At 64.7% G+C, this 21,430-nt stretch carries 21 protein-coding genes; 13 read left to right on the forward strand and 8 right to left on the reverse strand.

Features of this window, described 5'->3' with window-relative positions:
• Nucleotides 1–68 precede the first annotated feature (68 nt).
• A complete protein-coding gene (locus tag ABIB91_RS32730; protein WP_354170653.1) occupies nucleotides 69–1,067 on the forward strand; it encodes a Bug family tripartite tricarboxylate transporter substrate binding protein in 999 nt (332 codons plus the stop codon).
• A gap of 132 nt (nucleotides 1,068–1,199) precedes the next feature.
• Here ABIB91_RS32730 and ABIB91_RS32735 read toward each other — a convergent pair whose 3' ends face one another.
• Nucleotides 1,200–1,847, reverse strand: a complete 648-nt coding sequence (locus tag ABIB91_RS32735) for a Clp protease N-terminal domain-containing protein (protein WP_354170656.1) — start codon at nucleotides 1,845–1,847, stop codon at nucleotides 1,200–1,202.
• Nucleotides 1,848–2,197: 350 nt separating this feature from the next.
• Here ABIB91_RS32735 and ABIB91_RS32740 point away from each other — a divergent pair, with 350 nt between their 5' ends.
• From ABIB91_RS32740 to ABIB91_RS32780, 9 genes are all read left to right on the forward strand, one after another.
• The gene (locus ABIB91_RS32740) at nucleotides 2,198–2,515 is read left to right on the forward strand and encodes an SdpI family protein (protein ID WP_354170658.1); all 318 of its coding nucleotides are present in this window, start codon (nucleotides 2,198–2,200) and stop codon (nucleotides 2,513–2,515) included.
• A gap of 270 nt (nucleotides 2,516–2,785) precedes the next feature.
• Nucleotides 2,786–4,438 carry an NAD-dependent malic enzyme gene (locus ABIB91_RS32745; RefSeq protein WP_354170660.1) on the forward strand — a complete coding sequence of 551 codons (1,653 nt, stop codon included), beginning with the start codon at nucleotides 2,786–2,788 and terminating at the stop codon, nucleotides 4,436–4,438.
• Between the two features lie 263 nt (nucleotides 4,439–4,701).
• Complete coding sequence (locus ABIB91_RS32750; RefSeq protein WP_027570822.1) at nucleotides 4,702–5,094, forward strand: BlaI/MecI/CopY family transcriptional regulator; 393 nt, start codon at nucleotides 4,702–4,704, stop codon at nucleotides 5,092–5,094.
• A complete protein-coding gene (locus ABIB91_RS32755) occupies nucleotides 5,091–7,610 on the forward strand; it encodes a M56 family metallopeptidase (protein ID WP_354170662.1) in 2,520 nt (839 codons plus the stop codon). The genes ABIB91_RS32750 and ABIB91_RS32755 overlap by 4 nt, the downstream gene beginning before the upstream one ends.
• A gap of 163 nt (nucleotides 7,611–7,773) precedes the next feature.
• Nucleotides 7,774–9,225, forward strand: a complete 1,452-nt coding sequence (locus ABIB91_RS32760) for a DUF1800 domain-containing protein (protein ID WP_354170664.1) — start codon at nucleotides 7,774–7,776, stop codon at nucleotides 9,223–9,225.
• Between the two features lie 2 nt (nucleotides 9,226–9,227).
• Nucleotides 9,228–10,478 carry a DUF1501 domain-containing protein gene (locus ABIB91_RS32765; protein ID WP_354170666.1) on the forward strand — a complete coding sequence of 417 codons (1,251 nt, stop codon included), beginning with the start codon at nucleotides 9,228–9,230 and terminating at the stop codon, nucleotides 10,476–10,478.
• A 30-nt stretch (nucleotides 10,479–10,508) separates the two neighbouring features.
• A complete protein-coding gene (locus tag ABIB91_RS32770; protein WP_007601051.1) occupies nucleotides 10,509–10,733 on the forward strand; it encodes a hypothetical protein in 225 nt (74 codons plus the stop codon).
• Between the two features lie 94 nt (nucleotides 10,734–10,827).
• The gene (locus tag ABIB91_RS32775; RefSeq protein WP_354170668.1) at nucleotides 10,828–11,343 is read left to right on the forward strand and encodes a septal ring lytic transglycosylase RlpA family protein; all 516 of its coding nucleotides are present in this window, start codon (nucleotides 10,828–10,830) and stop codon (nucleotides 11,341–11,343) included.
• Nucleotides 11,344–11,454: 111 nt separating this feature from the next.
• Nucleotides 11,455–11,610, forward strand: a complete 156-nt coding sequence (locus tag ABIB91_RS32780; protein WP_198288273.1) for a hypothetical protein — start codon at nucleotides 11,455–11,457, stop codon at nucleotides 11,608–11,610.
• A 20-nt stretch (nucleotides 11,611–11,630) separates the two neighbouring features.
• On the opposite strand, the gene ABIB91_RS32785 is transcribed toward ABIB91_RS32780, so the two are convergent.
• The 3 genes from ABIB91_RS32785 to ABIB91_RS32795 all read right to left on the reverse strand — a co-directional run bounded on the left by ABIB91_RS32785 (nucleotide 11,631) and on the right by ABIB91_RS32795 (nucleotide 15,116).
• Complete coding sequence (locus ABIB91_RS32785; protein WP_354170671.1) at nucleotides 11,631–11,936, reverse strand: hypothetical protein; 306 nt, start codon at nucleotides 11,934–11,936, stop codon at nucleotides 11,631–11,633.
• Nucleotides 11,937–12,023: 87 nt separating this feature from the next.
• A complete protein-coding gene (locus ABIB91_RS32790) occupies nucleotides 12,024–12,296 on the reverse strand; it encodes a hypothetical protein (protein WP_018457466.1) in 273 nt (90 codons plus the stop codon).
• Nucleotides 12,297–12,425: 129 nt separating this feature from the next.
• Nucleotides 12,426–15,116, reverse strand: coding sequence for a flavin-containing monooxygenase (locus tag ABIB91_RS32795; RefSeq protein WP_354170673.1), 2,691 nt, complete (start codon nucleotides 15,114–15,116; stop codon nucleotides 12,426–12,428).
• Nucleotides 15,117–15,307: 191 nt separating this feature from the next.
• Here ABIB91_RS32795 and ABIB91_RS32800 point away from each other — a divergent pair, with 191 nt between their 5' ends.
• Nucleotides 15,308–15,553: a hypothetical protein gene (locus ABIB91_RS32800; RefSeq protein ID WP_007601066.1), complete on the forward strand. Its 246-nt coding sequence runs from the start codon at nucleotides 15,308–15,310 to the stop codon at nucleotides 15,551–15,553.
• Between the two features lie 81 nt (nucleotides 15,554–15,634).
• Nucleotides 15,635–17,095, forward strand: coding sequence for a carboxylesterase/lipase family protein (locus tag ABIB91_RS32805; protein ID WP_354170675.1), 1,461 nt, complete (start codon nucleotides 15,635–15,637; stop codon nucleotides 17,093–17,095).
• A 17-nt stretch (nucleotides 17,096–17,112) separates the two neighbouring features.
• Here ABIB91_RS32805 and ABIB91_RS32810 read toward each other — a convergent pair whose 3' ends face one another.
• Nucleotides 17,113–17,292: a hypothetical protein gene (locus ABIB91_RS32810; protein WP_007601069.1), complete on the reverse strand. Its 180-nt coding sequence runs from the start codon at nucleotides 17,290–17,292 to the stop codon at nucleotides 17,113–17,115.
• Between the two features lie 156 nt (nucleotides 17,293–17,448).
• Between ABIB91_RS32810 and ABIB91_RS32815 the strand changes: the two genes are divergently transcribed.
• Nucleotides 17,449–18,243, forward strand: coding sequence for a DODA-type extradiol aromatic ring-opening family dioxygenase (locus ABIB91_RS32815; RefSeq protein ID WP_007601070.1), 795 nt, complete (start codon nucleotides 17,449–17,451; stop codon nucleotides 18,241–18,243).
• A gap of 96 nt (nucleotides 18,244–18,339) precedes the next feature.
• Here ABIB91_RS32815 and ABIB91_RS32820 read toward each other — a convergent pair whose 3' ends face one another.
• The 3 genes from ABIB91_RS32820 to glgC are packed head-to-tail and all read right to left on the reverse strand — an operon-like array spanning nucleotide 18,340 to nucleotide 21,350.
• The gene (locus tag ABIB91_RS32820) at nucleotides 18,340–18,600 is read right to left on the reverse strand and encodes a SemiSWEET transporter (protein WP_007601071.1); all 261 of its coding nucleotides are present in this window, start codon (nucleotides 18,598–18,600) and stop codon (nucleotides 18,340–18,342) included.
• Between the two features lie 36 nt (nucleotides 18,601–18,636).
• The gene (gene glgA, locus ABIB91_RS32825) at nucleotides 18,637–20,091 is read right to left on the reverse strand and encodes a glycogen synthase GlgA (RefSeq protein WP_354170678.1); all 1,455 of its coding nucleotides are present in this window, start codon (nucleotides 20,089–20,091) and stop codon (nucleotides 18,637–18,639) included.
• Nucleotides 20,088–21,350, reverse strand: a complete 1,263-nt coding sequence (gene glgC / locus ABIB91_RS32830; protein ID WP_007601076.1) for a glucose-1-phosphate adenylyltransferase — start codon at nucleotides 21,348–21,350, stop codon at nucleotides 20,088–20,090. Before glgC ends, glgA begins: the two co-directional genes overlap by 4 nt.
• Between the last annotated feature and the right edge of the window lie 80 nt (nucleotides 21,351–21,430).

The raw sequence follows: 21,430 nt of genomic DNA on the forward strand, positions 1-21,430 counted from the left end.
TGAACCGGCAGCGTTCACTTCGCCCCAGTTCGCTGACGACATGCGGGCGGTGAAAAAGGGTGGATGGAATGTGGGGGCGGTGGGCTGGACTGCGCGGTCATGTGATCGTCATTTGTGCGTTGCTTGGATGTGCGGCGTGGGCCACACCGGCAAACGCGCAGCCGTTTCCGACGCGGCCGATCACCCTCGTGGTGCCGTTCGCGGCGGGCGGTCCGACCGACACGCTGGCGCGCATCCTGTCCGAACGCATCGCCGCCGAATTGCACGCGACGATCGTGGTCGAAAACGTGGCGGGCGCCTCCGGCAGCATCGCCGGCGCCCGCGTCGCGCGCGCAACGCCTGACGGCACCACGATCACGATCGGCCATTGGGGCACGCATGTGCTCAACGGCGCGATCTTCAAGCTGCCCTATGACGTGATCGCCGACTTCGAGCCGGTCGCGACGATCGCGATGGGCACGCAGCTCATCGTCGGCCGGAAGTCGATCGAGGCCAACACTCTGAAAGAGATGATCGCGTGGCTGAAGGCCAATCCCGGCAAGGTGACTGCCGGCACGGCCGGCGCCGGCACGGGGGCCCACGTCGCCGGTGTCTTCTTCAAGGAGAGAACCGGCACCGACTTCCAGTTCGTGCCCTATCGCGGCGCGGGGCCCGCCATGATCGATCTCGTGGCCGGGCAGATCGACATCATGTTCGATCAGGCCTCGAACTCGCTGCCGCACTACAAGAACGGTGCGATCAAGGCGTTCGCGGTGACGTCACCGACGCGGCTCGCCTCCGCGCCCGATATCCCGACGGTCGACGAGGCGGGGCTGCCCGGTCTCTACATCTCCTACTGGCACGGCATCTGGGCACCGAAGAACACGCCGAAGGAGATCGTTACGAAGCTCAACGCGGCCATCGTCACCGTGCTTGCCGATCCTGCCGTGAAGCAGCGGTTTGGCGAATTGGGGCAGGAGATTCCTCCGCCCGATCAGCAAACGCCCGCAGCGCTCGGAGCCTTCCAGAAGGCCGAGACCGAGAAATGGTGGCCAATCGTGAAGGCCGCTGACATCAAGGCGGAATGACGCTGTCACCTAGGGCGTGTGCTCATCAAGACTGGCCACCTGATGCCTAGTTTGCTGCCAACATCGGGGGAAGGGCGGATGGCCTCCGAGGTAGTAAGATGAGCCAATTCTAGACGTCCGCCTCGACGCGCTTCATCTGCGCCCTGCGCCATCGGTTCCGAATAGTTCCTGATAGGTAATTCCCTGTTCAGCGAGAAAGCGCGCAGCCGGGCTCTGCGTTTCGTAGAGAATTGCCCTAAGGACGTCTGCGCCGGTTACTATGGAGCGACCCACCGCTTTCCGCATAACCTCCGCACGCTGGACAACACGTTGAAAAGCAGCGGTCGGTTTGGGCTCGGCGCGGATCTCCATAATTAATTTCGTCAGGTCGCTGTCGATGTAATCGACAAGTCTCTCCGTTAGCCCAGTAGGATCGGCATTGCAGGTATTAATGGATGCCGAAGCATCAGCGTCTTCTAGTAGCGAAAGAAGAAGATGTTCCAGCGTGGCGTATTCATGATTTCGCTGGTCGGCGAAGCCGATGGCTCGACGTAGCGTCGTGGCAAGCTCTCCCGAAATCAGCGGGGACGAATTGCTTTGCAGGGCCGGCAACGAAGAGACCCTCTCCCGAGGAACAGCTTTCTCCGCCTTGATTGCGGCAGATAGCGTATTCCAATCGGCTAGACCGAACATCACAGCCATGAGTTCAAGGCTTTGGCTAACGGTGATCTTGATACCTTTGGCAGCAAGGCCCGCACGTAGCGTTTGGGCCATGGCCTTAGCGTTGCGGAAGTCGCGCATGTCTCCATCCTTTGCTCGTGAACGAGAAAGAAGTGCCAGAGCTTGCGTTACTGGCCCGACTCGTTCGGGCAAAGGGCTGAAAGCCTTGGATACGTTTACCATCCCCGGAGGGCGCAAGCAGCAGGTCGTATCAACCAAGAGCAAAAAATGGACTAAAGGCGAACTGGCGTCAATCTCCACGATTACGAAAGGCGGGGCTGGCTTCGGCGATGGGCCACAACCGGGCTCAGGTGACGGGTCAACCCGCTGGCAACCACACCGAAAGGAGACGCGAGCGCGTCCATGAAGACAAGCATAGATTGCCAATGCGTCTCGCGCAAAGTTTGCCATGTTTCCGGGAAGCGCAAACCATGTTGCCCGCAGATTACGTTTTTGGCGTGGCTAACGCGCTAGTCCTCACGTTCAACCTTTACTTTGGACCTCGTATCAAGCGCGAACGGGTTGCAATGCAGTGGGGCCGTAACGGCGAGCCGACGTGGTACGCCCCAAAATGGATGGTGATGTGGGGAATGATCGCCTTCATGGCGGCTGTTCGGCTGTTTATTTGGCTGGCTTCCACATACGCGCCGCAACGTGTGCACGGTGTCGAGCTGGACATAGTCATTTTCTCGGTAATTGCCGCAGGCTCCCACCTCTTCGTGTTGATGAAGGCGAGAGCGGCACGGTGAACGAGATTGCGCAAGTCGGCTAAGGGGTCACACGCCGCCGATCGCGCTCCAGGTGGGACCTTAGCTTTGCCTTGGAGTTTGTGAGTACACGTCCTAGGCGGCCTCCTCATGCCGAGGAGCGCCAGCATTGCGGCGTTAACCTTTGCCTCTCACGAATCCTCGCTGCGGTGCGGGATCACGATCCTTGCCGCAGGCTTCTGCCTCCTTGATCTCCAGTGAGCGCTGGCCGACAATGCCTGCCCTTCAATAAGAAACTCCCTGGGGGAATTCGTGAATAGACCTGCTCGGGTCAGCGCCCATTCGACATCGTCCGATTCCGTGCACGGCATGGCGCTGCTGCGCGATCCCCTGCTCAACAAGGGCACCGCCTTCACCGGGCAGGAGCGTGATGCGCTCGGCCTGCGCGGCCTGCTTCCGCCTTGCGTGCTGACGATGGAGACCCAGGTCGAGCGCGTGCTCGTCAATCTGCGCACGCTGCCGACCGATCTCGAGAAATATGTCGCGCTGAATGCGTTGCATGACCGCAACGAGGCGCTGTTCTTCCGTGTCGTCGTCGACAATATCGACGAGATCCAGCCGATCATCTACACGCCGACGGTCGGGCTCGCCTGCCAGAAATACGGCCTGATCTTCCAGCGCCCGCGCGGTATGTTCATCTCCTCGCGCGATCGCGGCCAGATCGCCGAGATCCTGAAGAACTGGCCCTATCCGGCCAAGCTGATCGTCGTCACCGATGGCGAGCGCATCCTCGGCCTCGGCGATCTCGGCGCCAACGGCATGGGCATTCCGGTCGGAAAGCTCTCGCTGTATTCCGCCTGCGCCGGCGTCCATCCCGAAACGTGCCTGCCGATCGTGCTCGACGTCGGCACCAACAACGAAGAGCTGCTGAAAGACCCGTATTATCTCGGCTTGCGCGAGCGGCGGCTCACGGGCGAGGCCTATGACAGCTTCGTCGACGAGTTCATGGTCGCCGCGCGCAAGACCTTTCCGGGTGTGCTGATCCAGTTCGAGGATTTCGCCAATCATTCGGCGTTCAAGCTGCTGCACAAATACCGCGATGAGGCCTGCGTCTTCAACGATGACATCCAGGGCACGGCTGCGGTGGCGCTCGCCGGCCTGTTTTCGGCGCTGCGCGTCAACGGCGGCAAGCTGAAGGACCAGCGCATCCTGTTCCTCGGCGCGGGCGAGGCCGCGACCGGCATCGCCGATCTCGTGACGTCCGCGATGATGGCGGAGGGCGCCTCTGAGGCAGAAGCGCTCCGCCGCAACTGGCTGGTGGATTCCCGCGGCCTCGTCGTCGGCGACCGTGAAGGCCTGTCCGGCCACAAGCTCCGTTATGCCCATGCCGGCCAGGCGCCGATCGCCGACTTCCTCACGGCGATCAGGACGCTGAAGCCGACGGCGATCATCGGTGTTGCCGCCGCCGGGGGTGCCTTCACGCCCGACGTGCTCAAGGCGATGGCCGAACTCAACGAACAGCCGATCGTGTTCGCGCTCTCCAATCCGACTTCGAAGGCCGAATGCTCGGCGGAGGACGCCTACCGCTACACCGGGGGCCGCGCGCTGTTTGCCTGCGGCAGCCCGTATGACCCGGTCAAGCTCAACGGCCGAACCTTCGTGCCGCGCCAGGGCAACAACTCCTACATCTTCCCGGGCGTCGGCCTCGGCGTGATCGCCAGCCGCTCGCGGCTGGTGACGGACGAGATGTTCATGGCGGCCGCGCATACGCTCGCCAATTGCGTCGGCAAGGACGATCTTGCGCAAGGCAGCCTCTATCCGGCGCTGCCGCGCATCCGCGAGGTCTCGGTGCGTATCGCCGCCGCCGTCGCCGATGTCGCCTTTCAGCGCGGGCTCGCGGACGGACCCGCGCCCAATGACGTGAAGGGACTGGTTCAGTCCCAGATGTACGAGCCGAAGTATTGAGCCGCCGCGCGCCCCAACGGCGCGGTTCGTACGCTAATCCTTCCACATCGTCATGCCCGGGCTTGTCCCGGCCATCCACGCGTTGCTCTGGGCACGAAGGACGTGGATGCCCGGGACAAGCCCGGGCATGACGACGGTCGGAATTCAAACCGCGGTTACGTCAGCACGCGATACCATTTCAGGTAGAAACCCCGTTGCGCGGCGCGGTCGTATATGCGACGCTCTGTAGCGCTACAAGAAATTCGAAACCAAGGTAAGCCGCCATGGACGATCGTTTGCCCGACCTGGGCGACCTCGAGCACGAGGTCATGCAACTGGTTTGGGCCCATGGTCCTGTCACGGCGGAAATCGTGCGCGAGAAGCTGTCGCGTCGGCTGAAGGAATCGACGGTCCGCACGGTGCTGCGCCGGCTGGAAGAAAAGGGCTATGCTCGGCACACGGTGGACGGACGCACCTATGTCTACCACGCAGCCGAAGCGCGCGCGCGGGTTGCGGCCAAGGCGGTGCAGCGCATCGTCGACTGGTTCTGCAACGGCTCGATGGAGGAGGTCCTCGTCGGCATGGTCGACAATGCAATGCTCGACCAGCAGCAGTTGCGCACGCTGGCCGACCAGGTGGCCAAGGCGAAGAAGGCGAGGGGAGTGAAGAAAGAATGATCGCAACTCTGGCGGAGGCGGCGCTGCGCTCCCTTGTGCTGGGAGGCGTCGTCTGGTTCGGTCTCAACCTGTTTCGCGTGCGCAATCCGCACGTCCACATGACGGCGTGGGTCGTCGTGCTGCTGGCGTCCGTGGCGATGCCGTTCGTGATGCATTGGCCGACGGTCACGATCACCCGGCTGCCACTGCCGTTACCCGTGCCGGATGATGTCCTGCCTGCCGATATCTCGATGCTCGAGATGCCTCAGCCCATGCAGCCGATCGCGCCCGGCGCGGCGATAGTTGCGCCGGCGCAGAGCGGCCTCTCCGTCAATTGGTGGCTGATCGCTACCGTCGTCCATGTCGGCGTCGCCAGCCTGTTGCTGCTGCGGCTGGCCATTGGGCTCTGTCTGACCTGGCGCCTCGCGCGCGCGGCAAGACCGATCAACGGTCTGCAGATGGTCGACGCCGATGTGCGCGTCAGCCGCGAGGTCGGCGGTCCCGTCACGTTTGGCTCGACCATTCTGGTGCCGCCGCAATTTTCCGGCTGGGACCCAAAGAAGCGCCTCGCGGTGCTCGCGCATGAGGGCGCGCATGTCGCCAACCGCGATTTCCATATCCTCCTGCTCGCTTCCCTCAATCGCGCGGTGTTCTGGTTCAGCCCGTTCGCCTGGTGGCAGCTCGCGCGTCTTGCCGAACTTGCCGAGATCATCAGTGACGCCGAGGCGATCGAGGTGATCGACGATCGGCTGTCCTATGCGGAAATCCTGCTTGATTTCGCAAGCACGGTAAACCCGCGGCCGGTCGAGCTCGCGATGGCGCGGGCCTCGACCGTGCGCGCGCGCGTCGAGCGCATCATCGCGACGGCCGCGATGCCGGTCGCGGTCGGCTGGCGCAAGCGGCTGTGGATCGCGGCCGCGATCGTCCCGGCCGTGATCGTGTCCGCCGGCATGATCGCCTATCGCACCCCAGAGCCTGCGCCGCTCGCCGGCGATAGTGGAGAGGTGCCGGCCCAACATTACCGCCCCTTCGTCAATTTCTACGCCATGGGCCCGGCCTCGGTGTTCGCCATCTTCCGCGAGGGTGATGATCTCTACGGCCAGCTCACCGGGCAACGTCGGCTGCGCCTGACCGTCGGCAGCGACGGCACCGCGTCCTACATGGCTTCGTCGGGCGAGATCACGTTCCCGCTCGATGCGGAACGCCGCTCCTCCGAACTGATGCTGCGGATCAACGGCCGCGACGTGCGCGCGGTGCGTGTCGCCGAGATGCCGGCGCCGACGACCGAACCTGCCTCGCTCGATCAATATGTCGGCTGGTATAGGATTGCGCCGAACCGCGTGCTCACCGTCCGCCGCGATGGCGACCGTCTCTGGCTGCAGGAAACCGGGCAGGGGGCGACGCAAGTCCTGGCCGAGGGCACTGATGCCTTCTCCTTCCGCGGCGACCATCTCGTGATCTTCCTGCGCGACGAGCAGTCGAGGGTCTCGCGCGTGTTGCTACAAAGTGCGGTCTTCGGCGGCCGCCTCGCAGCCCGCGTCGATGCGGCGGTGGCACAGGCGGTCGAAGCGGATTTCGCGCGCCGCCTTGCCGAAGTCCCCGATCGCTTCAGGGAGCAGGTCCCGGCGGTCGGCGGCAAGGAGATGATCTTGCGGGGGATCGAGGATCTGCGCGCCGGCACGCCGAACTACGATCGCATGAGCGCGCCGCTCGCGGCCAAGATCCACCGCCAGCTCAATGAAATGCACGCGACGTTCGTTGCGCTCGGCGGATTGGAATCGATCTTCTTCCGCGGCGTCGGTCCTGGCGGCTACGACATCTATGGCGCGAAATTCGAAAACGGCACGGCCGAATTCCGCCTGCTGATCGAGCCCGACGGCAAGGCCGGCGATGTGATCTTCCGGGCCGACGGCAACGACGAACTCGGTGGCATCGTGCCTTGCTCGGAGGAGGCGAACGTGCGCGGCCGTGCCGGCACCTCGCCGATCAGGATCATGGTCTATAACGAGATGGGCGACGACATCCAGGTCTTCAATCTCGATGCCGACGGCAATCGCAAGACGCAGAGCGTCGTCAGGCCCAACATGACTTGGGCTTCCACCACCACCGTGAACAATCCGTGGGTGATTGCCGACAAGTCGGGACGGTGCATGGAGATCCTGGTGCCGGGCCGGCAAACGCGCTTCCACAATGTCGAGGCCTCAAACATCGGCGCGCGTCCGGGTCGCGCAGCGCGTCGCGCCGTTCCGATCGCCAATGGCGAGGAGATGCTGCGCCGCTACATCGAGGGCGTCGGCAGGGGACAGCCGGACTACGAGCGCATGACGTCTGAGGTCGCCGACATCACACGCGCGCAGCTTCCGTTCGATCAGGCGATTCTGACGCGGCTGGGTGCGCTGCGTGCGGTCTCCTTCCGCGGCGTCACTGCGCTCGACAGCGATATCTATGTCGTCCAGTTCGCCAACGGTTCGGCGGAATGGCGCATCGGCGTCAGAAACGGCACGATCACGAAAATCGCGCTCGGGCCGAATTTTTAGGACGATTGCCGCTGGTCCGCGGGACCGGCGGCTCGCGAGTTGTTGACGGCGCTGTCTCAATCTCCGCTTGCCGGCTCTCGTCGTGAATGTTACGATCTGTAGCATTACAGTTCGTCGCCTGCGCCGACACCATCGGCAGGCTCGAAAGAATTGGGCATTCGCCATGAGCAGTTCTGCAAAGGCCAATTCTGTGCTGGCGCTTCATCGCTTCGGAATGGGGCCGCGTCCGGGATCGATCGCGGCTGTCGGGACCGACCCGCGCGGCGCGCTGATCGCCGAACTCGACCGCCCGCTCGTCTTGAACGCTGCCGCTAGCCTCCCCTCCAGCGCAAAGGCCTATCGCACCGTGGCCGATGCCAATGCGCGGCGCACGGCGCGCGCCAAGCAGGCCCAGCAGCAGGCTAAAAAGCAGCAGGTGGCGGCGACGCCGACCATGTCGGAAGACCAGACGCAAGGGCAGGTAGCGGACAAGGACGCCGCCGAGATGGCGGCCAAGCAGGCAGCCGACGCCATTCCCGATCCCGGACGTCCGATCTATTTGCAGGAAGCCAAGGTGCGCACGGAAGCTGCGCTTTCCGCCGACATCGGTTTCGCCGAGCGGTTGGTGTGGTTCTGGTCCAACCATTTCTGCGTCTCGGCCAACCGGATCCAGAGCATGTCCGGCGCCTATGAGCGCGAAGCCGTTCGCGCAAATGCGCTCGGCCGCTTCGTCGATCTCCTGCTGGCCGTCGAGGGCCATCCGGCGATGCTGGTCTATCTCGACAATCTTGGTTCGATGGGCGCGAACTCGACGGCCGGCATCAACCGTAGCAGCGGCCTCAACGAAAACTTCGCGCGCGAGATCATGGAGCTGCATACGCTCGGCGTGCGCGCAGGCTACACCCAGGACGACGTCATCAGCTTCGCCAATGTGCTGACCGGCTGGACGCTGGTGCCGCCGGGCGCCGATCCTCAGCACGGCGGCGATTTCACCTTCAATCCGCGGCTGCACGAGCCCGGCGGACAGACCGTGCTCGGCAAGCGCTACGAGCAGGAGGATGCCGAGCAGGGCCGCGCCGTGCTGCGCGATCTCGCCGCGCATCCCGCGACCGCGACCCATGTCGCGACCAAGCTCGCGCGCCATTTCGTCGCCGACGATCCGCCGCCGGTGCTCGTCGAGCAGATGGCAAAAATCTTTCGCGACACAGAGGGCGATCTCAAGCAGGTCGCGATTGCGATGGTGTCCTCGGACGAGGCCTGGCGCGGGCCGCCGTCAAAGCTCAAGCGCCCCGGCGAATGGGTCGTCGGCATGGTGCGTGCGACCGGCATCACGGTCGTCGATCCCGTCCGCTTCACCGGCGGCCAGGAACTGCTCGGCGAGGCGCTGTGGCGTCCGTCGGCGCCGAAGGGCTATCCGGATGACGAGCCCAGCTGGATCGACGGCGTCGGCCGGCGGCTCGACGTCGCCAACAATTTCGCCGAGCGCATCACTGGCATGGCCGATCCGCAGGCGATCATCGAGGACGTCTTCGGATCCGAGATCGCGCCCGAGGTGAAGCAGGCGGTCGGCCGTGCCGAGAGCCGGCAGCAGGCGTTGGCGCTCTTGTTCATGTCGGCGGATTTTCAGAGGAGGTGAGCATGGGCGTCGTCAATCATTTGCCCACGCGGCGCGAGCTTCTGGTCGGGTCCGGCGCGCTGTTCGCGTGGAGCCAGATGCCTGGGATCGCGCGCGCCGAAGGGCGCGATCCGCGACTGCTGGTCATCGTGCTGCGCGGAGCGCTCGACGGCCTCGGCGCGGTTGCGCCGGTCGGCGATCCCGACTGGATTTCCTTGCGCGGCGATCGTGCGCTGGTGCTGGACGGCAAGCCGCCAGCGCTGCCGCTCGATGCCTTCTTCGCGCTCAATCCGGCGATGCCGAACCTGCATCGGCTCTACAAGAGCGGCAAGGCTGCCATCGTCCATGCCACCGCGACGCCCTATCGCGAGCGTTCGCATTTCGACGGCCAGGACGTGCTGGAAAGCGGGCTCGTCAAGCCCTGCATGACCAGCTCGGGATGGCTCAACCGCGCGCTGCTCGCGCTGGAATCCGGCGGGCGTGTCGACCCGCGCGGCAGCCGCGCGCTCGGCATCGGCTCCGTGACGCCGCTGGTGGTGCGCGGTTCGGCGCCTGTCATGACATGGGTGCCGCAGCGATTGTTGCCGGCGAGCGAGGACACGCAGAACCGCCTGCTCGATCTCTACCAGCACACCGATCCGAAGCTTGCGACCGTGCTCCAGGCGCGCATGAAGCTCGCTTCGCTCGGCGGCGCATTGGGCACGGGCGATCCGATGTCTGACGATCCGACCTTGGCGCCGCCCGGCATCGCGCGCGTCCGCGCCTACTTCGCCGAAGCCGCCGGCACGGCCGCGCGCTATCTCGCCAAGCCCGACGGTCCGCGCGTCGGCGCCATGGGCTTTGTCGGCTGGGATACGCACATCGCCGAGGGCGCGGCCTCGGGCCAGCTCTACAATCTGCTCGGCGCGCTCGACGGCGCCTTTGCCGCGATCGAGAGCAACATGGGTGATGCGTGGCGCGAAACGGTCGTGGCCGTTGTCACCGAGTTCGGGCGAACCGCGCGTATCAACGGGACGCAGGGTACGGACCACGGTACGGGCACGGTCGCTTTCCTGATCGGCGGCGGGCTCACCGGTGGCCGCGTGATCGCGGACTGGCCGGGCCTGAAGCCGGCGCAACTCTTCGAGGATCGCGATCTCAGGCCGACCACGGATTTGCGCGCGGTGTTGAAGGGCCTGCTGCGGGATCATCTGCGTGTCGAGGAAAAGGTGCTCGCAGAAGCCGTCTTCCCGGGCAGCGCCGACGTCAAGCCGATGGGAGGCCTCGTCGGCTGACGGCGCGGCTCTCGCAACCGGATCGGGTTCATGATGTGCACGCTGACACAACGGGAGCTCGACTTTCTCGCCAGCCTGAAAACCGGCTGGCGGCGGCTCTATTGGCGCGAGCTCGCGCGGCTCTCGAGGAGCGACGCCGAGCCTGGCGAGGTTCAGCCGCAGATGCGCCCGATGATCTGGCGCGTCGTATCGGGCCTCTCCGACGAGTCTGTCTCGATTCAGGACAAGCCAGTGTGGTGGAATCGTCACAGCTAAACGCGAAACGGCTGCGGCCTCAGGCGCGCTTTCGTTCCGACAAGGTTCTGCCCTCATTGCCCACCGAAACTCGGGGCCGTTCGGAGGGCGCATCATGTCTCGATTTGCACGTGCCGAAACTGCCCGGATTTCGCCGGCAACCCTGTGCCGGATCCTGCTCGCCATCATCGGCGCGGCGTCGCTTGCGGCGTGTGCGCAATCGCCGGTCGGCCGCCAGAAGGCCGATCTCGGCACCCACCGCCAAGCCGCTGTCGAGCGCCCGCACAGGGTGGCGGCGCTGCATCCGCGTCCGATCAGCCGGGCGCGCGTCCCCGACGGTGATGCAAAGCAAAGCGTCTCGCATGGCGTCGCCAGTTTCTATTCGGACACGGAGACGGCAAGCGGCGAGCGGTTTGACAAGAACGAATTGACCGCGGCCCATCCCAGCCTGCCGTTCGGCACCAAGCTGCGCGTCACCGATGTCTCGTCCGGCCGGTTCGTGACCGTCAGGATCAACGATCGCGGGCCGTATGTTCGCGGACGCGTGGTCGACATCTCTCCCTCCGCGGCCGAGGCGCTCGGCATGGTCGACAAGGGTGTCACCAATGTCCGGCTCGACGTGGTGCGATAATTTGCAGTGACATCGATCCGAAATGCTGTGCTTAACCGACTGTTAGCCGCCTCCAGCGCACCATGGATACCGAGCAATTCGGGAATCCACCGAAGCAATTGGGGGCGGCGTTTGACCACGATCCAGTATCTCGAAGATCAGGCCGCACGCGCCGAGCGGCTGGCCAAACGGATCACGGATACATTGACGATCGAAAAGCTCCTGACCTTCGCGGGCGAACGCCGCCGCGAGATCGAGGTCATCGCCGGCAAGTACCGGCGCGCCTGATTTTCATCCTCCATGCACGCTCAGCTATGGCTCTCGACGAAGTCGCTGAGATAGTCGGGCAGCGTCACGCCATCGATGTCGCAGCGCGCCCGAATCTCGCCGGCGACGTCGGTCGAGATGTCCTTCATCCAGTGCTCGAGCGTGTTGAAGGAGATAACCTTGACGGGGTCGTTGAAGCAGCCGGCGACGAGTTCGCCAATCGTGGCGTCGAGATCGCTTCGCTCGACACGGATTTCGGTCGCCTTGTCGAGGCGGTCGATCACCACGAACAGGGTCTGGTCTGCGCCATAGGGCACGACCGGGGCTGTCACGCCGGCTTCAAGCATGTGAGGCACTCACGCCTTCGCTTCCGATCACCATCAACGGGAAAAACCGGAAGAAGGTTCCTGCGCTCAGAGGTGCTTCTGCGGGGATCAGAGAAATTCTCTCAGGCGCGCCAGCTCGGTGATGTGCTCAGGCGAGAGGATGTCCGTGACCAGCGGCGGCTGCGCGATCGTGCGGATCTCATAGAGATGCCGGGTCGCCGCCGGCTTCGCCATGAACGCCGAGATGCATTCGTCGAGCGTGCCCTCGATCACCTGGTACGACGCTCGGTCCGACCGTCGCTGGTTCGCAAGCGATGGCCATTTATGCAGCACCGCAAGGACACCAAAATCGACCTTTGAATCCCCAACTACGTCCCCCATCGTCCCGCCTCACGCAAAAAGAACCCCGGCACACGATCCTGCGTACCGGGGGCCTACACCCATTACTGCATCTCAATGCCACAGCACCAAACGCGATGACCCGGAAATAGTTCCCGCCAATATTCGCTTTCAGCTCGCGGCCGCCGCGATCTTATGCCCCGGGCTGGCATGAACCTGGCCGTGCTCGTCGCCGCGGCTGACCTCCGGCGGAAGCCCGGCGAAGCGCCGCAAGGCCTCGGCCATCTGCACCCGGCCGGAGACCCCGGTGATCACCACGTCCACCATGGTGAACGACGAATGGAAATGGCGGCGCGCCCTAAGTTGCTCGACCGGGACGCCGGCGGCAGCCATTTTCTCGGCATAGGCGATGCCTTCGTCACGCAGGGGGTCGAATTCGCAGGTGACGACGAAGGCCGGCGGCAACCCTGAGACCTTGCCGCGGAGCGGCGAGACGCGCGGATCGGTGCGGTCGGCCGGCGAGCAATAGAGGTCCCAGAACCAGTACATTAGCGACCGGGTCAGGAAATAGCCGGTCGCATTGTCGTTGTAGGAGGGGCGGTCGAAGCTGCAGTCGGTGACCGGGCAGATCAGGAGCTGGCCGGCGATCTCAGGGCCGCCGCGATCGCGCGCAAGCTGGCAGGTGACGGCGGCGATGTTGCCGCCGGCGCTCCAGCCCGCGACCAGCACCGGGCCTGGCCTGCCGCCGAGCTCGGCGGCGTGCTCCGCGATCCAGCGCGTCGCCGCGTAGCCGTCTTCGGCCGCGGCCGGGAAACGATGCTCGGGCGCATGACGATAGCCGACGCTGACGAGCATCATGCCGGTCCGCCGCACCATGTCGCGGCAGAACGGCTCGTCGGATTGCTCGTCGCCGAGCACCCAGCCGCCGCCGTGGAAATAGACCACGACCGGATGCGGCCCCGGTGTTGCCGGCCGGTACACCCGGTAGGGCAGCGGGCCGTCGGCGCCGGGCAGGGTGCCGTCGACGATCTCGCCGATCGGCCGTCCAGCCGGGCGGCCCTTGTTGAACTCGTCGACGAAGGCGCGGGCACCGATCGCGCCCATCGACTCGATCGGCGGCAGGTTGAGCGACGCCAGCAGGTTCAGCACCAGCCGCACATCTGGCTCCAGGCGCACCACCTCGCCGTCATTGCATTGCGCGGCGACATCGGGGCCGGTCAGCTTGAAGCCGAGCATGCCGCGGCTGACGACCTCGTCGCAGATGCCGCGATAGGGACCGACGCCGCCGGTATAGGGCATCAGGCCCTGCACCTTGCCGGGCACGTTGGCGCCGGTGTACCAGGTGTTGGCGAGCCGGTGCAGCGTCACCATCGAGCAGTCGGCCATGTGCCTGTTCCAGCCGGCCTGCGCCGTCGCGGTCGGCTCGATCGTGGTGAAGCCGGCGTCGCGCAATGCTGCGAGACGATCGACCACCCAGTCGACATGCTGTTCGATCGACACTGCCATGTTCGACAGCACCGACGGGCTGCCGGGGCCGGTGATCATGAAGAAGTTCGGGAAGCCTGCGACGGTGAGCCCGAGATAGGTCTGCGGCCCCTGCGCCCAGACATCGGTGAGCGATCTGCCGCCGCGTCCGCTGATCGGGTGCACGGCGCGGATCGCGCCGGTCATGGCGTCGAAGCCGGTCGCGAACACGATCACGTCAACGTCGACGATGCGCCTCGACGTCGTGATGCCGCTTGCGGTGATCGCCTTGATCGGTTCCTGACGCAGATTGACCAGCGTGACGTTCGGCCGGTTGTAGGTCGCGTAATAATTGGTATCGAGGCAGGGGCGTTTGGCGCCGAACGGATGATCGTCCGGCATCAGCGCCGCGGCGGTCTCGGGGTCTTTGACGGCGGCGCGGATCTTCTCGCGGATCAGGTCCTGGACGATCTTGTTGCCGTCGATGTCGACCGCCTGGTCGGCCCAGAGCTGGGTCAGGATGTGGACGAGGTCGCCGGCCGCCCAGGCGCGTTCGAACCGCTCACGACGCTCGGCATCGCTTAATTGCCAGCTCACGACCGTCTGCTGCGGATAGGGCACGCCGGCCATCGACTGGCGCGCCTGCTCGCGATAGGCCGCGCGATCGCCTTGCAGCAGGCTCATGCGATCGGAAGGCGCAGGGCCGTTATGCGCCGGTAATGCGAAATTCGGCGTGCGCTGGAACACGGTCACGTGTGCGGCCTGTTCGGCGATCAGCGGGATCGATTGGATGGCCGACGATCCCGTGCCGATCACCGCGACGCGTTTTCCCGCGAGATTGACGCCGTCATGCGGCCAGCGTCCGGTGAAATAGACCTCGCCCTTGAAGTCCTTGACGCCGTCGATCTCCGGCGGCTTCGGCGCCGAGAGGCAGCCGGTGGCCATGATGTAATGGCGGCAGGAGACCGCTGCGCCATTGTCGGTGGTGAGCTGCCAGCGTTCGGTGGCCTCGTCCCATTTCGCTTCCGTGACCTTGGTCTTGAAGCGGATGTCACGCCTGAGATCATAGCGGTCGGCGACGAAGCCGAGATAGCGCAGGATCTCCGGCTGGGTCGCGTATTTCTCCGACCAGGTCCAGGCGGTCTCGAGATCGGGATCGAAGGTGTAGCTGTAATCGATGGTCTGGATATCGCAGCGCGCGCCGGGATATCGGTTCCAGTACCAGGTGCCGCCGACGTCGCCGGCTTCTTCGAGGCCGACCGCCGTCAGGCCGGCCTTGCGCAGCCGATGGAGAAGATAGAGGCCGGCAAATCCGGCACCGACCACGGCAACATCGACCTGCTGGCTGGTTCCGCGCCCCGCGTCAGAGGCACGCGCAGCAACCATTGCATCAGGCATGGCATTTCCTCCCGTCTGTTTTGTTTTGCCGGCAGGCTATCGCTGCAGGTTCGGCTTGTCATCACGGCATGTGCAATCTTCGGTAGCCATTTGCGGCGTCATCATGGCCGCGTGAATGTTGCGGCAGCACACGCATCGCGATGCGCAATGGCCGTGATTTCCCGGGCTAATCAGGGTCGATCCACCTGTGTATGCTCTTGTTTTTGCCACGCGTGCCGACGGGCGTCATGACAGAGTTGAGTGAACGGACCAAAGCGAACATGGACGTCGTCCTTGAGGAGACGTGCCGCCAACTGCCGCACGGCGGCGATCACGACAGCCGCAGGTTCATCGCCCAGCGGCTGATCGAGGCAGCGCAGTCCGGTCACACCACGCTCGGTGAACTCGGCATCATCGCACGGCACGCACTGGCGGAGCTTGCGGCCAAGCGGAGCTAGGCGCAGCCGCGGCGCTTGCCTCGCAGCGGGCCACGGACATAACCTGCCCAAAATCCTTCCGCGCATCGAGATGCTCCGAAGATGCGGTCCGTGTTCGCGCTGTTTGCGACGTCTCTCGTCCTCTGTTGCGCCGGCTCGGCCGTGGCCCAGCCGGTCGGCCAATTTCCATTTGCGCTGACGCGCGAAGGACAGATGCTTGGCGCCGTCGAAGGCGAGATAGCCTCGTTCAAGGGGCTGGCCTATGCGGCCGCGCCGATCGGGCCGCTGCGCTGGCGTCCGCCGCAGGCCGCGCCCGAGAGTTCGGAGATGCGCACCGCCTATGCCTATGGCGCGCCGTGTCTTCAGCCCTCGCTGCCGGGTTCGAGCGAGGATTGCCTGACGCTGAACGTGTTCCGTCCGTTTGGGGTCGACGGCCCGCTGCCGGTGATGATGTTCATCCACGACGGCGCTTTCGTCAGCAGCACCGCGAATGATCCGCTGTTCGATGGTGCCAGGCTCGCGCAAGCCGGCGTCATCGTGGTGACCGTGAATTTTCGCCTCGGCGCGTTCGGCTGGCTCAGCGATCCCGCGCTGTCGGAAGGCGGCTCCGGTAATTACGGCCTGATGGACCAGATCGCGGCGCTGCATTGGGTGCACGACAACATCGCGGCCTTCGGCGGCGATCCCGCCAACGTCACCTTGTTCGGCAGTGGCGCAGGCGCGACCTCGATCGCGCTGCTGATGCTGTCTGAGCAATCGCGCGATCTCTTCCAGAGAGCCATTCTGCAATCGATCCCCGGCCGTGCGCGCCTGCGTTCGGCACAAGAGGCCGAGATTGTGGGTCGGCAATTCATGGCGGCGCTGGGGCGACAGGCCGACTTGCGCGCAGCCGAGCCGCGACGCCTGCTTGCCGTCGAAAAACATCTCCTGGAAAAATCACCGCGCAGCTTTGGGCCGACGATCGATGGAAGTCTGGTGAGCGAGGATGTCGCCGCGGGCTTCGCGGCCGGACATGAGAGCCGCATTCCCTTGATCATCGGCTCGAACGACGACGAGACCGGTTTCGACGACGAGCTGGATATCCGGGAAGAGCTGGCATCGTCAGGCACCACCAGCGATGAGCTGCGCAGGCTCTATTCCGACCTCGCCAGATCTTCCAGCCGCGCGGCAAGGTTTTACACCGACAAGATCTTCTCCGAGCCGGTGAGACTGCTGGCGCGCCTGCACGCCGCCAGCGGTGCGCCCACCTTTCGCTATCGCTTCGCCTATGTGCCGGAGGCACGGCGCGCCAACCCCGAGGGCGGTCACGGGCGGGAATTGCAGTTCATCTTCGGCGTGGAAGGCATGCCGGGTGCGGGCATCCTGTCACGAGCCGATCGCGAGGTCGCAAATCGCATGCGTGCCTACTGGATCAATTTCGCCAAGAGCGGCGATCCCAACGGTGCGGACCTGCCCCATTGGGACGCGGCCGCAGGCAGCGATCGCCTGCTGCTGATCACGAACGATCGCATCGCGAGCGGAGACGACCCCTGGTCGGAGCGCCTGGACCGGTTCGGGCGTTAGGGCAGGTTGAGTTGGATTTAAGCCGCGAGTTCGACGCGCGGCGCCGGGCTCAGCCGGTCTTCCTCCAGATAATCCATCGCGCCGTCTTTCTCGACGGCATAGAATTGCTGGCCTTCCTTCGACTTGTAGGCGGCGCGAACGACGCCGCGGCGGCCCTTGTCGCTGTTGACCACGTCCCCCAACGCAAACTTCTTCATTTCACGTCCCTGGCTGCTGGCCGACTCCTTCGGCTACCCCCCGGATTCTGGGTGAAAAATCGTTAACGTCTTGCTAACCATACGGGTTTGCCTATGCTCGCGGCCGATCGCGCGGGCAGCTCGCACGCGCGTTGCCAATGAAACGAGCCTTCGCTCATGGTGCGATTTCCGACCTTCTTCCTGTCGCATGGCGGCGGTCCCTGGCCGTTCATGGAAGACAGGCGGGTGCAATATGCGAAAACCGCCGGGGCGTTCGGCCAGCTGCCGCAGCTCTTGCCGGAGAGGCCGAAGGCCGTGCTCGTCATATCAGGACATTGGGAGGCTGACGCCTTCACCGTGTCCACCTCGGCGCATCCGCCGATGGTGTACGATTATCACGGTTTTCCCGAGCACACCTACCACCTCAAATATCCGGCGCCGGGGCGGCCCGAGCTCGCCGCCGAGGTGAAGGCGCTGCTCATGCGCGCGGGCGTCGATTGCCGGGAGGATCCCAACCAGGGCTTCGATCACGGCACCTTCGTGCCGCTCGGGCTGATGTATCCGAACGCCGACATGCCGATCGTGCTGCTGTCGCTGAGATCGACTTACGATCCGGCCGAGCACATCAGGGTGGGCCAGGCCATCACTTCGCTGCGGGACGAAGGCATTCTGATCGTCGGCAGCGGGCTGACCTATCACAACATGCGCGGGTTCGGCCGTGCCGAGTCGAAGCCGGTCTCGTATGATTTCGAGGCGTATCTGAACGAGGCGATCAGCCACAAGGACGCGGCGCGCCGCAACGCGATGCTGGTTGACTGGGAGAATGCACCGAGCGCGCGCCTGGCCCATCCGCGCGAAGATCATCTGCTGCCGCTGATGGTAGCCGCCGGCGCCGCCGGCAGCGACGCGGGCAAGCGCGTCTTCGTCGACGAGGTCGCGAATGTCGCGATGGCGTCGTATGTGTTCGGATGAATCGTAGGGTGGATTAGCGAAGCGTAATCCACCATCGGGCCGCAATGAAGGCGGCGGATTACGCCTTCGGCCAATCCGCCCTACGCAGCTTCGAGCTCACCCGTATTTCAGCTTCATGAACAGGATGCCGCCGGCGAGCACGATGGTGATGGCGTTTGCGGCGACGAGGGGCGCGTCGCCCGACAGCAGGCCGTAGACGAGCCAGAGCGCCAGCCCCAGCACCATGACCAGGAACATGCCGAGCGAAATATCGCCGGTGGAGCGGGTCTTCCACACTTTGATGGCTTGCGGCGCGTAGGCCACGGTGGTGCAGGTCGCGGCGGCAAAGCCGATCAGCTTGATCAAGAACGGGTCCATGACGGCTCTATAGCATTGATTCGACGATGTCGTGCCTCAGGCGCGCGCGGTCATGAGGCCGCGATAGAGCGCGGCATAGTCACCGGCGCGGTTGCGCCAGGACACGTCGGTCGCAAGGCCGCTCAGTTGCAGGCGGCGCCAGGTCAGCTTGTCGTGGAAGGCGATGTTGGCCTTGCGCAGCGTGCCGGCGAGAGCATCCGCAGTCACAGGACCGAACTTGAAGCCGGTGGCATCGTGGCCCGATTTATCGGCCTCGCCGATATCGACGATGGTATCCTCGAGGCCGCCGACGCGCGAGACGATGGGCACGGCGCCGTAGCGCAACGCGCAGAGCTGGGTGAGGCCGCACGGCTCGAACCGCGAGGGCACGATGAGCGCGTCCGAGCCGGCCTGGATCAGATGCGCCATGATCTCGTCGTAGCCGATCACGACTCCGATCCGGCCAGGGTGCGCGCGCGCAACGGCCTGATAGCGATCCTGGAGATCGCGGTCGCCGCTGCCGAGCAGCGCGAGCTGCATGCCTTCGCGCAAAATGGTCGGGATGGCCTCGAGCAGGAGATCGAGCCCCTTCTGCCAGGACAGGCGGCTGATGACGCCGAGCAATGGCGCTTCGTCCGAGGAATCCAGATTGAACTGTTGCTGAAGCACCGCCTTGTTGGCGGCCCGGAACGTGAGGTCCTCCGCGCCGAAGCGGTAGGCGATGTGCGGATCTTCTTGCGGATTCCAAACGGATACATCGATGCCGTTGAGGATTCCGCTCAGCACGTTGGCGCGGGCGCGAAGCAGGCCGCCGAACCCCATGCCGCCCTCGTCGGTCTGGATCTCCTGCGCATAGGTCGGCGAGACCGTGGTGATGCGATCGGCGAATTGCAGGCCGGCCTTCAAAAAACTAATGCCGCCGAAATATTCGAGGTCGTTGACGCCATAGGCGCGCCAGGGCAGGCCAATCGAACCGATCAGCTCGGGCGCGAACTTGCCCTGATAGGCCATGTTGTGGATGGTCATCACGGTGGCGGGCCGCGGCCGGTTGTCGTAGTGCAGATAGGCCGGCGCCAGCCCGGCCTGCCAATCGTGGGCATGCACCACGTCGGGCACGAAGGCAGGAACGAGGCCGTGGCCGATATCGGCCGCGATGCGCGACAGCGCGGCGAACCGCACGCCATTGTCCGCCCAGTCGACGCCTTCGGGTGTCACGTAGGGGTTGCCAGGCCGTGCGTAGAGATGCGGCACGTCGAGCACGAGCAGATCGAGGCCGTCATGCGAGCCGGCGAGCAGACGTCCGGGTCCGCCGAAATAATCCGGCCAGCGCCGGATTTCGTCGGCTCCCCCCAGCGCCCGCATCACGTCCGGATAGCCCGGCATCAGCGTGCGCATCTCGACGCCATGCGCCTTGAGCGCAATCGGCAGCGCTCCCGCGACATCGGCGAGGCCGCCGGTCTTGACGATGGGATAAACTTCAGAGGCGACCGCGAGGACGCGAACAGGCGTCATGTATTGAGCCTGTCGAGCATCGGCTGGGTGATGAGCGAAATGCCCTGCTCGGTGGTGCGGAAGCGTCTTGCGTCCAATTCGGGATCTTCGCCGACGACGAGCCCTTCCGGGATCTCGACGCCGCGATCGATCACGACGTTCTTCAGGCGCGCGCCGCGGCCGACATTGACGTAGGGCATGATCACGGCGTTCTCGACGTTGGCGTAGGAGTTGACGCGCACGCCGGTGAACAGCAGTGAGCGCCGCAGCGAGGCGCCGGAAATGATGCAGCCTCCCGAGACCAGCGAGCTCACGGCCTGGCCGCGCCGGCTCTCCTCGTCGTGGACGAATTTTGCCGGTGGTGTGATCTCCGAATAGGACCAGATCGGCCAGGCGCTGTCGAACAAATCGAGCTCGGGCACTACGTCGGTAAGGTCGATATTGGCGGCCCAATAGGCGTCGACGGTGCCGACATCGCGCCAATAGGCGCGGGGGTCGCTGCCGGAGCGGACGCAGGAGGTCGAGTACTGGTGCGCCATGGCGCGGCCGTTCTTGACGAGGTAGGGGATGATGTCCCTGCCGAAATCGTGGTTGGAATTCGGATCCTCGGCGTCGCGCTTCAGCTCCTCAAACAGGAATTTCGCGTCGAACACGTAGATGCCCATGCTGGCGAGCGAGACGTCCGGCTTGCCCGGCATCGGCGGCGGATCTTTCGGCTTTTCCAGGAACTCTTTGATCCAGCCGTTCTCGTCGATATGCATGATGCCGAAGCCGGAAGATTCCTGGCGCGGCATCTCCAGGCACCCGACGGTGACGTCGGCGCCGCTGTCGACATGCTGGCGCAGCATCACCTCGTAATCCATTTTATAGATATGGTCGCCGGCGAGAACCACGATGAAACGGCAGGCGTGGGATTCGATGATGTCGATGTTCTGGTAGACCGCATCGGCCGTGCCGACGTACCACATGTTTTCGGAGACACGCTGGCTCGCCGGGAGGATGTCGAAGCTCTCGTTGCGCTCGGGACGGAAGAAGTTCCAGCCCATCTGAAGGTGCCGGATCAGGCTGTGCGCCTTGTACTGGGTCGCGACTGCGATGCGACGGATGCCCGAGTTCACCGCGTTCGACAGCGCGAAATCGATGATGCGGGATTTTCCGCCGAAATAGACCGCGGGCTTGGCGCGTCGGTCGGTCAGCTCCAGGAGCCGGCTGCCGCGTCCGCCGGCCAGGACGAACGCCAGCGCCTGACGGGCAAGCGGCTCGGGTCTCGCGGCACTCATGTCATTCTCCCACAACTCTGGCGCTCGCGAGAAGCCTCCCGGCCGCGCTCATTTGGAACCGATAGTAACGGCACGAATAG

Origin of the sequence: Bradyrhizobium sp. JR4.3, assembly GCF_040547695.1 — a bacterium.
GTDB lineage: Bacteria > Pseudomonadota > Alphaproteobacteria > Rhizobiales > Xanthobacteraceae > Bradyrhizobium > Bradyrhizobium canariense.